This is a genomic window from Paraconexibacter sp., from assembly GCF_059438195.1.
In genome coordinates this window covers 1-9979 of record NZ_JBLKKY010000105.1, presented here as the reverse complement: position 1 = coordinate 9979, position 9979 = coordinate 1, and the positions used below count along the sequence as shown (strand labels likewise).

The window sequence follows — 9979 nt, the reverse complement described above, 5'->3', positions numbered from 1 at the left end:
GACGAGGCGGGAGGACCGCCACCTACAAAGTTCTACGAGCTACGGGACAACCTCTCCGCGAGGCCGTCGCCTTGCACCTCGAGGGACTGCGCGCCGAGGGCCTGTGCATCCCGCCGCCGACGTCGATGGCAGGCGTCATCGAGGTGTAGAGGGCACGGGGGCCGACGGCGTCCGAGCGCCCTGCGCACTCCCCACGCAGACCCTGAGCTTCACGCGGCGTCGAGCTCGCCGGCGATCCACGCCTCGATCTCCCACCGACGGAAGCGGACGACACGGCCCCGGCGCAGCGCCGGCAGCGTGCCGGTCCTCGCCCACTCGTAGACGGTCGTCGTCGCGACCGTGAGCAGCTGCGCCACCTCGTCGGCGGTCATGATGTCCGCCGCCGTGAGGTTGCGCTGCGGCCGCACGCTCCCCTTGGTCATCGTCGAACCTTCCTCCTCTGCTCGGCGCTGAAGACGATCCCGCGCCGCTCGCCGTCGACGACGAAGCGGGTGACCACCGCTGCCCCGGCCTCCTTGGCGTAGCGGTAGAGACGCCGGCGCATCACCACCCGGTCGCCCTCGAAGTCCTCGCCCTCCCAGATCCGCCAGATGCGACCGTCGAACCACTCGTCGAGCGGGTACGGCGGCGCGCGGCGAATCGGGGGCGCGGGGGGATCGAAGTCGAAGTCATCCAAGAGATCGGCCATACGCGCTTCTTGGAGCGGACCGGGCTCAGCGTTGCCCACCGCATGACCACGCCACGTGACCACGCCCTGGTCGAACCGACGGAACAGTCACGGAAGACCCACGGAAGTCTGTCGGAACTGCCACCGACAAGATTTTCAACCGCACCCCGAAGTACCCGCAAATCCACGGTTTCTGCGGGAGGTGTCCTGCCGGACACCTCCCGCTACGCGGTCGGTCTCGCTCCCGCGAACCGGGAACGGCCTCCTGCGTCGGCCTCTCGCTGCGCTCGCCCGGCACGCAGGGCGAGAGACCAGCCGACCGGCCTTTAGGCTGCGCCTCGCGCGCCGCTGCACGGCGCTCCCAGTGGGCGGGGCCCACCCCGGCCGACTCCGCCGGCCTCGGCCGGACGGCCGCGGGACCGCGGGACACGACGGCGAGACGACCTCACGCGGAAGGGGCCGGACCGTGCACCTGACGGTCGGCGTGGCTCAGCTCCACGCGGAGACGAGCACGAGGTACGTCGTGATCTCGACGATCTTGTTCACCGCGCCGAACGAGTCGCCGGTGACGCCGCCGAAGAGCCGCGCGAGCCCCGCGCCGAGGCCGCCTGTGACGGCGACGGCGACGGCGACGGCGAGGAGGCCCGGGCCTGGCTCTGCGACGACGACGGCGACCGTGACCGCGAAGACGGTCGCCGCGGCGAGGCCGATCGGGGTCGCACGGACGAGGGCACCGGAGCCGGTCTGGCGCGCCGAGCGCCAGATGACCGACTGCGGAAGCGTCGACCAGCGACCGAGGACGTGCGCGACGAGCGCGGCGCGCAGGACGTCGTCGCCGTCGAGGCCGACGAGGACCGAGAACGGGACGAGGACCATGAACGCGATTGCCAGTGCGCCGTAGGTGCCCACCCTGGGGTCCTTGAGGATCTCGAGGCGGCGCTCGCGAGTCGTGTGGGCGCCGGCGGCATCGGCGACGTCGGCGAGGCCGTCCTCGTGGAAGCCGCCGGTGACGAGGATCGCCGCGAGGAGCGCGAGGAGGGTCGCGGGGGCCGGGTCGAGGGCGAGGTCGGCGAGCAGCCGGGTGCCGCCCAGGACGCCGCCGACGAGCAGGCCGACGACGGGGAACCAGACGGCGGCGCGGCTGAGCGCTGCGGCGTCGAGCGGCGGTGGGGCCGGCCCTCCCGGGCGGAAGCGGGGACCGACGGGGAGGCGGGTGAGGAACGCGACGGCGAGCCGCACGTCGCCGAGGATCCGAGCGGCCACGCGGGGACTGTGTCAGACGGGTGCAGGCGATAGAGTCGCGGCTGCGACGGTCGAGGAACCCGGTGCGAATCCGGGACGGTCCTCGCCACTGTGACCGGGGAGCGACCCCCCACGACGCCACTGGACCGACGGTCCGGGAAGGCGGGGGGACCGCGACGATCCGGGAGTCAGGACACTCACCGGCGCTTCAGAGTCCACGAGGGATTGGAGCACGATGTCTCACCCCGACGCGCGCGCGAGCGCCGATCGCTGTCCCGGCGTCCTGCGGCCCCACGAGGCCGCCGACGGCCTCCTCGTCCGCGTCCGCCTCGTCGGCGGCCGCCTCGACGCCCGCGGTGTGCGTGCGCTCGCAGGCATCGCTCGTTGCACCGGCGCGCGAGTCGAGCTCACGTCTCGCGCCAACGTCCAGCTCCGCGGGCTCCGCGGCGAGGACCTCGACGGCGTCGCCGCGACACTCGATGCCGCTGGGCTGCTCGCTCCCGCGAGCCACGACCGCGTCCGCCACGTCCTCGCCGACGCCCTCGTCGGTCGCCGGCCGCAGAGCCGCATGACGGCCCCGGACGCCGACGCGTTGCTCGACCGGCTCGCCGAGGCGATCGTCGCCGACGGAGCGCTCGCGCACCTCTCCGGACGCTTCCTCTTCGCCGTCGACGATGGGTCGGGGGCCGTCGAGGATGCCGGAGCCGATGTCGTCGTGCGCGCGCCGACCGACGAGGCGATCAACGAAGCGCTCGCCGTCGCGCGCCAGGTCGCGGCGACGCCTGGTGCCTGGCGACGCTCCGACGTGGCCGAGGATCGGCCGCGGCCACCCCGCCTCCGCCACGGCGCCCTCGAGCCGCCCGTCGGGCGCGTCACCCAGGTCGACGGGCGTCTCGCGGTCGGTGCGCTCGCGCCTCTCGGCGAGGTCCCGCCGCACGCACTCGACGCCCTCGCTCAGGCCACGGACGAGCTCGACGTCCGCGTGAGCCGCGACCGCGGACTCGTCGCCGTCGACCTCGCCGACACCGCCGCGGCGGCCGCCGCCGCGGACACGATGCGCGCCACCGGCCTCGTCGTGGACCCCGACACGGGCTGGCGGGGGCTGAGCGCGTGCGCCGGCGTCGGCGCCTGCGCGCAGGCGCTCGCCGACGTCCGCGGGATCGCGACGCGGCGTGCGCGCGAACGGGCCGACGCCCCTCGGCGCGCCGGTCGTGAGCACTGGTCGGCGTGCCCGCGGCGCTGCGGGGAGACGCCCGACGTCGCGATCGGGGTGAGCGCCCGCCCGGACGGCGGCTGGGACCGCCGGGAGGTGATGGCGTGAGCGCCGTCGATCACATCCGCGACGGCGCCGAGATCTACCGGCGGTCCTTCGCGACGATCCGCGCCGAGGCCGATCTCGCCGGCCTCGACCCAGTCATGGAGCGCACCGTCGTGCGGATGATCCACGCGTGCGGCATGGTCGACCTCGCGGCCGACGTCGTCGCCTCGCCAGGGTTCGGCGCCACCGCGATGCGGGCGCTCGCCGACGGCGCGCCGATCCTCTGCGACACGACGATGGTCGCCTCGGGCATCACGCGGCGCCGGCTTCCCGCAGGCAACGACGTCGTCTGCACCCTCGCCGACCCGCGCGTGCCCGCGCTCGCGCAGCGCATCGGCAACACGCGCACCGCGGCCGCCGTCGACCTCTGGGACGACCGGCTCGACGGCGCGGTCGCCGTCTTCGGCAACGCCCCGACCGCGCTCTTCCGGCTCCTCGAGAACGTCGCCGCGGGCGGCCCGCGGCCCGCCGCCGTCATCGGCATCCCCGTCGGCTTCATCGGCGCGGTCGAGTCGAAGGAGGCGCTCGTCGACGGTCCTCCGCACCTCGAGCATCTCGTCGTCCACGGGCGACGGGGCGGCAGCGCGATCGCCGCCGCCGCCGTCAACGCGCTCGCGAGCGAGGAGGAGTGAGCGCCATGGTCGACGCACCGCGCACGACGACCGGACGCCTCTACGGCGTCGGCGTCGGCCCCGGCGACCCCGAGCTCCTCACGCTGAAGGCGCTGCGGATCCTCGAGTCCGTCCCGGTCGTCGCCTATCCGATCGCGAGGGGCCGCAGTGGCGTCGCGCGATCGGCGGCCGCGCCGCACCTGCGCCCGGACCACGTCGAGGTCCCGCTCGTCTACCCGACGACGACCGAAGGCACCGCGGACGCCGCAGCCTACGACGCCGCCCTGCGCGACTACTACGACAGGGGCGCCGCCGAGATCGCCGCGCACCTCGACGCGGGGCGCGACGTCGCGGTCCTGTGCGAGGGGGACCCGTTCTTCTACGGCTCCTACATGTACCTGCACGAGCGACTCGCGTCGCGGTACCCGACGGAGGTCGTCGCGGGCGTGACGTCGGTGAGCGCCGCGAGCGCCGCCGCCGGTACCCCGCTGTGCAAGCACGACGACGTCCTCACGGTCCTGCCGGGGACGCTCCCCCAGGACGAGCTGCGGCGCCGTCTCGCCGACGCCGACGCAGCGGTCGTCATGAAGCTCGGTCGGACGTTCCCGACCGTCCGCGACGCCGCCGAGGGCGCCGGCGTCCTCGACCGCGCCGTCCACGTCACACGCGCCTCGCACCACGACGAGGAGATCGCACCGGTCGCCGATGTCGAGGCCGGCCGCGTGCCGTACATGTCGATCGCGCTCGTGCCGACCGCCGCGGACGACCGGCTGCGCGGCAAGGGGCCACACGCGGCGGCCGCCCGCGCGGACGCACGCGGCCGCGTCGCCGTCGTCGGTCTCGGGCCCGCCGGGCCCCGCTGGCGGACCGCCGAGGCCGAGGCCGAGCTCGCGACGGCCGACGCGGTCGTCGGCTACGCGCCGTACGTCGCGCGCGTCCCCGACCGCCCGGGGCTCGAGCGGTTCGCCTCCGACAACCGCGTCGAGGTCGACCGCGCGCGTCACGCCCTGCGGCTCGCCTCCGAAGGCCGGCGCGTCGTCGTCGTGTCCTCCGGCGACCCCGGCATCTTCGCGATGGCCGCCGCCGTCCTCGAGGCGTGGGAGGAGGAGGCCGCGGTCGGGACCGCGCTCGGCGAGGTCGAGATCGACGTCGTGCCCGGCCTCTCCGCGATGCAGGCGGCGGCCGCCCGCGTCGGGGCGCCGCTCGGGCACGACTTCGCCGTCGTCTCGCTGTCCGACCGCCTCAAGCCGTGGGACGTCGTCGCGCGGCGCGTCGAGGCGGCCGCCGCGGCCGACTTCGCGCTCGCGTTCTACAACCCGGCGTCGCGGTCGCGACGCGAGCAGCTCGATCGCGCGATCCTCGCGGTGCGCCGCCATCGCGACGACGCGACTCCGGTCGTCGTCGCGCGCGCGGTCGGCGCGCCCGACGAGTCGGTCGACGTCGTCACCCTCGGCACGCTCGACACCAGCGTGGTCGACATGCGGACGCTCCTCATCGTCGGGTCGTCGCGGACGCGGACGGCGGTGGCGCCCGGCGGACGGACCCTCGTCCACACGCCGCGGACCTACCCGGCGGCGCGGGCGAGCACCCAGGCGACCGCGGCGCCGACCTCGGCGACCGTCTCCACGTGAGGCCGCGCCGGACGGTCGACGACGACGACGGGCAGACGCCGCTCGCGGGCGGCGTCGAGCTTCGCCCGCGTGTGGTCGCCGCCCGAGTCCTTCGTGACGACGACGTCGATCGCGTGGGCGTCGAAGATCGCGCCCTCGCCCGCGCGCGTGTACGGCCCGCGGTCGAGGAGCAGAGCGTGCCGGGGCGGGAGGTTGCCGGGGTCGGGCGGGTCGACCGTCCGCACGAGGAAGAAGGTGCGCGCATCGTCGCGGAACGCGCCGAGACCCTGGCGTCCGGTGGTGAGGAAGGCGCGCGCACCGAGCCGCGGCACGAGCGCCGCCGCCTGCGGGAGCGAGGCGACCCGGTGCCAGTCGTCGCCGGGGCCCGGATCCCAGCCGGGCCGTGTGAGCCGCAGGAGAGGGACGCGGGCGGACGTGCAGGCGGCGGCAGCGTTCGCGCCGATGCGCTCGGCGAACGGGTGCGTCGCATCGACGACGCAGGCGGCGCGCACGCAGCGCAGCCAGCCGGCGAGCCCGTCGACGCCGCCGAAGCCGCCGACCCGCACCTCGCCAGGCGGCACGCGGGGGCGCGCGACGCGACCCGCGAGCGAGCTCACCACGCGCATCCCCGGACGGTCGACCAGTGCCCCGGCGAGCGCCCGGGCCTCCGCGGTGCCGCCGAGGACGAGGACCGTCACGCTCACGCGGTCCGGCGCAGGAGCGCGATGTCGAAGATCCAGCCCTTGCGCTCTCGCGCCTCGGCGCGGTGACGGCCGATCTCGTCGCGCACCTCGTCGAGCGGTCCGGCGACGAGGATCTCGTCGGGTGTCCCGAGATAGGCGCCCCAGTAGACGTGCAGCGGCGCTCCGCGGGGGAGCGCGCTCAGCGCGCGGTGCGCGTCGAGCATGACGACGACGTCCTCGTCGGCGTCGGGGAGCCCGTCCTGCGCGACGAGACGGGCGGGCGTGACGCGGACGGCGCGCCCGACGCGGTTGAGCGCGACCCCGTGTCGCGCCGTGAGGGCATGGAGGCTGCTCACGCCCGGGACGACCTCGACGTCGAGCGCGACGCGCCCGCGGTCGTCGATCGCGCGCACGACGGCGAGCGTGCTCTCGTAGAGCGACGGGTCGCCCCACACGAGGAACGCGCCGGTCCGGCCGGCTCCGAGGGCGCCGGCGAGCGCTTCCTCCCAGCGCGCGACCCGCTCCTCACGCCAGCGGGCGACGGCCTCGCGGTAGTCCGGGGCCGTCCTCCAGGGGCGGGGCGGGTCGGGGATCTCGACGGTGCGGTACGCGCCCGCGGTGCGATGGCGCGCGACGACGGCGCGGCGCAGGGCGACGAGGTCGTCGGCGCCGTCCTTCGTCACGACGAAGAGGACGTCGAAGGCGTCGAGCGCCCGCACGGCCTGGACCGTCACCTGGTCGGGGTCGCCCGGCCCGATCCCGATGAGGAGGAGCCGGCTCATCGCGCGCGCGCGCGCGCGGGCGAGTACAGATGGCTCGCGCACGCCCCGGCGGCGTCGACGCCCGCGAGCGCGGGGCCGACGAGGATCGTCGCGGTCCGGCGGATCCCCGCCCGCGCCGTCGCGTCGGCGATCGTCGCGAGCGTGCCGTGGACGACCTGCTCCTCGGGGCGGCTCGCGTGCGCGACGACGCACGCGGGGCACCGCGGCCCGTAGTGCGCGACGAGACGCGGCGCGATCTCGTCGAGCGCCTGGGCGGCGAGGTGGAGGACGAGCGTCGTGCCGTGCGCGGCGAGACCATCGAGCTCCTCGCCGGGCGGCAGGGCGGTCGCGCGTCGCGCGTGGCGCGTGAGGATGACGCTCTGCGCGACACCGGGCACCGTGAGCTCACGGCCGATCGCGGCGGCCGCGGCGGCGAACGCGGGGACGCCGGGCACGATCGCGTAGGGGATGCCGCGGTCGCGCAGCCGCCGGATCTGCTCCGTGATCGCGCTGTAGATCGACGGGTCGCCGCTGTGGAGTCGGGCGACGTCGTCACCGGCGGCGTGCGCGTCGACGAGGACGCCTTCGATCTCGTCGAGGGTGAGGTCGCGGCTGTCGACGAGACGGGCATCGGGCGGGCAGTGCGCGAGCACCTCGTCGGGCACGAGGGCGCCGGCGTAGACGCACACCGGACAGCGCCGCAGCACGTCGACGGCGCGGAGGGTGAGGAGATCGGCGGCGCCAGGTCCGGCGCCGACGAAGAAGACGGTCACGTGAGGACCTCCCAGCGGGTGATCGGCATCGCGGGCCGCCAGCCGGTGAAGCCGCCGATCGGCTCGGCGCGGGCGACCTGGATGCGGGTGAGCGTGCCGCCGTGCCGCTCCCGCGCGGAGGCGAGCGCCGCCTCGGCCTCGAGCGTCACCGCGTGAGCGACGAGTCGACCACCCGGGCGCAGTGCGGCGTGGCAGGCGTCGAGGACGCCCGGCGCGCTCACGCCTCCGCCGACGAAGATCGCGTCCGGCGGGCGGAGCCCGTCGAGCGCCTCGGGGGCCCGTCCGGCGACGACTTCGAGGCGGTCGGGGACGCCGAGGGCGCGCCCGTTCTCGGCGATGCGGGCGCGTCGATCCCCGCGCGGCTCGACGGCGACGGCCCCGGCGGACCGCTCGGCCCGCAGCCACTCGACGGCGATCGAGCCGCTCCCCGCGCCGACGTCCCACAGGACGGCCCCGGGCGCCGGGCGCAGCGCGCAGACGGCGAGGGCGCGGAGGTCGCGCTTCGTGAGCTGCCCGTCGTGGACGTAGGCGTCGTCGGGCAGGCCGGGCGTGCGGGGGAGGAGCGGCGTGCCGGGGGCGGCCCGCACCTCCACGGCGACGAGGTGGAGCGGTGCGGCGGGCGTGCCGTCGTGGGCGGCGGCGGTCGTCGTCGTGAGCCGCTCGCCCGCGCCGCCGAGCTCCTCGCAGACGACGAGCGTGCTCGGGCCGTAGCCGCGGTCGCGCAGCACCGCCGCGACCTCGGCGGCCCCGTGCGTCCCGGTGACGTAGGCGACGAGACGGCGGCCGGGCTGCAGGGCGGCGGCGAGGACGTCGGCGGGACGGGCGACCGCGCTCACGAGCTCGACGTCGGCCGCCGGCCAGCCGAGGCGCGCGCACGCGAGCTGGAAGGCCGAGGGGTGCGGGTGGATGCGCAGCCGGGACGCGCCGAGGCGCGCGACGAGCGTCGCGCCGATGCCGTGGAGCATCGGGTCGCCGGAGGCGAGGACGCAGAGCCCGCCCGCGTCGGCGAGTGCCGGCAGCTCGTCGTAGGCGCGATGGAACGGCGAGGGCCACGACCGGCGGGGCGCCGCGCCGACGTCGTCGGGGACGAGCGCGAGCTGGCGGCTCGAGCCCATGAGCAGCCGGGCGTCGGCGACCGCGGCACGGGCGGGGCCGCCGAGGCCGTCCCACCCATCGGCGCCGATGCCGACGACGTGGACGGGGGCGGTCACGCGACCTCACCGAGCGCGGTCGCGAGGCGCGCGTTGCTGTCCGGGTCGCGCGCGGTGATGCGCAGGTGCTGCTCGCCCAGGCCCGGGAAGGACCCCGCCGGGCGGACCGCGATGCGGCGTGCGCGCAGCGCCGCGACGACCGAGGCCCCGTCGGCCACCTCAGCGAGGACGAAGTTCGTGTGCGACGGCCACGTGCGCACGGCGGGGAGGGCGGCGAGACGCGCGACGAGGTCCTCGCGCTCGGCCGCGGCGCGCTGCGCCACAGCGACGAGCGCGTCCGGTCGCGGGGCGATCGCGGTGAGGGCGGCGAGCGCGAGCGCGTTGGCCGACCACGGCGGCCGCGCGGCGTGCAGGCGGTCGGCGAGGGACGGCTCGGCGAGCGCGTACCCCGCCCGGACGCCGGGGATCGCGAGCGACTTCGTGAGGCTGCGGACGACGACGACGTCGTCGAGCGGCTCCCGCGCGAGCGAGCCCGGCTCGCCGGGGACGAGGTCCATGAACGCCTCGTCGACGACGACGACGCGTCCGGGGCGCCGCAGGGCGAGGAGAGCGCCGACGGGATCGAGCGTCCCCGACGGCGAGGCGGGGTGCCCGACGACGACGAGGTCCGCCGCGTCCGGGACCGCGGCGGGGTCGAGCGCGAAATCGCGCGCCGGATCGCGCAGGACGCGGGTGACGGGCACGCCGTGGGTCCGCAGGCCCGCCTCGGTCTCGGTGAAGCCGGGGTGGACGACCGCGGCGAGGTCCGGGCGCAGCGCGGGGCCGAGCAGCCAGAGCGCCTCGGCGGCGCCGTTGGTCGGGACGACGGCGTCGGCCGAACGACCGTGGAGCGCGCCGAGCGCGACCCGCGCTGTGGTGTCGTCGGGGTAGCGCGCGACGGTCCCGAGAGCGTCGGCGAGCGCGGCGCTCAGCCACGGCGGCGGTCCGCCGGCGAGGACGTTGACGGCGTGATCGGCGTCTCCCGCGCGCACCATGCGGTCGCCGTGGACGCGGAGCGCCGCCGGCGCGTCGTCGGCGTCGGACCGGCGGGCGAGGACGAGCGGGCGCCCGGCGACGACGAGCTCGGCGTGGTCGGCGGCGGCCGAGAGCGTGCTCGTCGCCTC

Annotated in this window: 11 protein-coding genes and 1 riboswitch; of the genes, 3 read left to right on the top strand and 8 right to left on the bottom strand. The window is 76.4% G+C overall.

The window, feature by feature from the left end:
- Positions 1-209: 209 nt before the first annotated feature.
- From ACME2J_RS21275 to cobS, 3 genes are all read right to left on the bottom strand, one after another.
- Complete coding sequence (locus ACME2J_RS21275; RefSeq protein WP_495546954.1) at positions 210-422, bottom strand: helix-turn-helix domain-containing protein; 213 nt, start codon at positions 420-422, stop codon at positions 210-212.
- Complete coding sequence (locus ACME2J_RS21270) at positions 419-688, bottom strand: hypothetical protein (protein ID WP_495546953.1); 270 nt, start codon at positions 686-688, stop codon at positions 419-421. Before ACME2J_RS21270 ends, ACME2J_RS21275 begins: the two co-directional genes overlap by 4 nt.
- A 468-nt stretch (positions 689-1156) precedes the next feature.
- Positions 1157-1930 (bottom strand): adenosylcobinamide-GDP ribazoletransferase, encoded by a 774-nt coding sequence (gene cobS, locus ACME2J_RS21265; protein ID WP_495546952.1) that lies wholly within the window; start codon positions 1928-1930, stop codon positions 1157-1159.
- A gap of 30 nt (positions 1931-1960) precedes the next feature.
- Positions 1961-2128, top strand: a riboswitch (cobalamin riboswitch).
- A 16-nt stretch (positions 2129-2144) separates the two neighbouring features.
- Between cobS and ACME2J_RS21260 the strand changes: the two genes are divergently transcribed.
- Genes ACME2J_RS21260 through ACME2J_RS21250 form a run of 3 tightly spaced genes read left to right on the top strand, consistent with a single transcriptional unit; the run spans position 2145 to position 5469 of the window.
- Positions 2145-3230, top strand: a complete 1086-nt coding sequence (locus ACME2J_RS21260) for a ferredoxin-like domain-containing protein (protein WP_495546951.1) — start codon at positions 2145-2147, stop codon at positions 3228-3230.
- A complete protein-coding gene (locus tag ACME2J_RS21255; protein ID WP_495546950.1) occupies positions 3227-3859 on the top strand; it encodes a precorrin-8X methylmutase in 633 nt (210 codons plus the stop codon). The genes ACME2J_RS21260 and ACME2J_RS21255 overlap by 4 nt, the downstream gene beginning before the upstream one ends.
- A gap of 5 nt (positions 3860-3864) precedes the next feature.
- Positions 3865-5469 (top strand): precorrin-2 C(20)-methyltransferase, encoded by a 1605-nt coding sequence (locus ACME2J_RS21250; protein ID WP_495546949.1) that lies wholly within the window; start codon positions 3865-3867, stop codon positions 5467-5469.
- On the opposite strand, the gene ACME2J_RS21245 is transcribed toward ACME2J_RS21250, so the two are convergent.
- The 5 genes from ACME2J_RS21245 to ACME2J_RS21225 form a co-directional block, all read right to left on the bottom strand.
- Positions 5403-6146, bottom strand: a complete 744-nt coding sequence (locus tag ACME2J_RS21245; protein WP_495546955.1) for a cobalt-precorrin-6A reductase — start codon at positions 6144-6146, stop codon at positions 5403-5405. The two genes, ACME2J_RS21250 and ACME2J_RS21245, sit on opposite strands and share 67 nt — an antisense overlap.
- A 2-nt stretch (positions 6147-6148) precedes the next feature.
- Positions 6149-6913: a precorrin-6A synthase (deacetylating) gene (gene cobF, locus ACME2J_RS21240; RefSeq protein WP_495546948.1), complete on the bottom strand. Its 765-nt coding sequence runs from the start codon at positions 6911-6913 to the stop codon at positions 6149-6151.
- A complete protein-coding gene (gene cobM / locus ACME2J_RS21235) occupies positions 6910-7665 on the bottom strand; it encodes a precorrin-4 C(11)-methyltransferase (RefSeq protein WP_495546947.1) in 756 nt (251 codons plus the stop codon). The genes cobF and cobM overlap by 4 nt, the downstream gene beginning before the upstream one ends.
- Entirely contained in the window at positions 7662-8876 is a 1215-nt protein-coding gene (gene cbiE / locus ACME2J_RS21230; RefSeq protein WP_495546946.1) for a precorrin-6y C5,15-methyltransferase (decarboxylating) subunit CbiE, read from the bottom strand. Before cbiE ends, cobM begins: the two co-directional genes overlap by 4 nt.
- Positions 8873-9979 (bottom strand): aminotransferase class I/II-fold pyridoxal phosphate-dependent enzyme (locus tag ACME2J_RS21225; protein WP_495546945.1); only part of this gene is annotated, 1107 nt, incomplete at its 5' end. The genes cbiE and ACME2J_RS21225, both read right to left, overlap by 4 nt.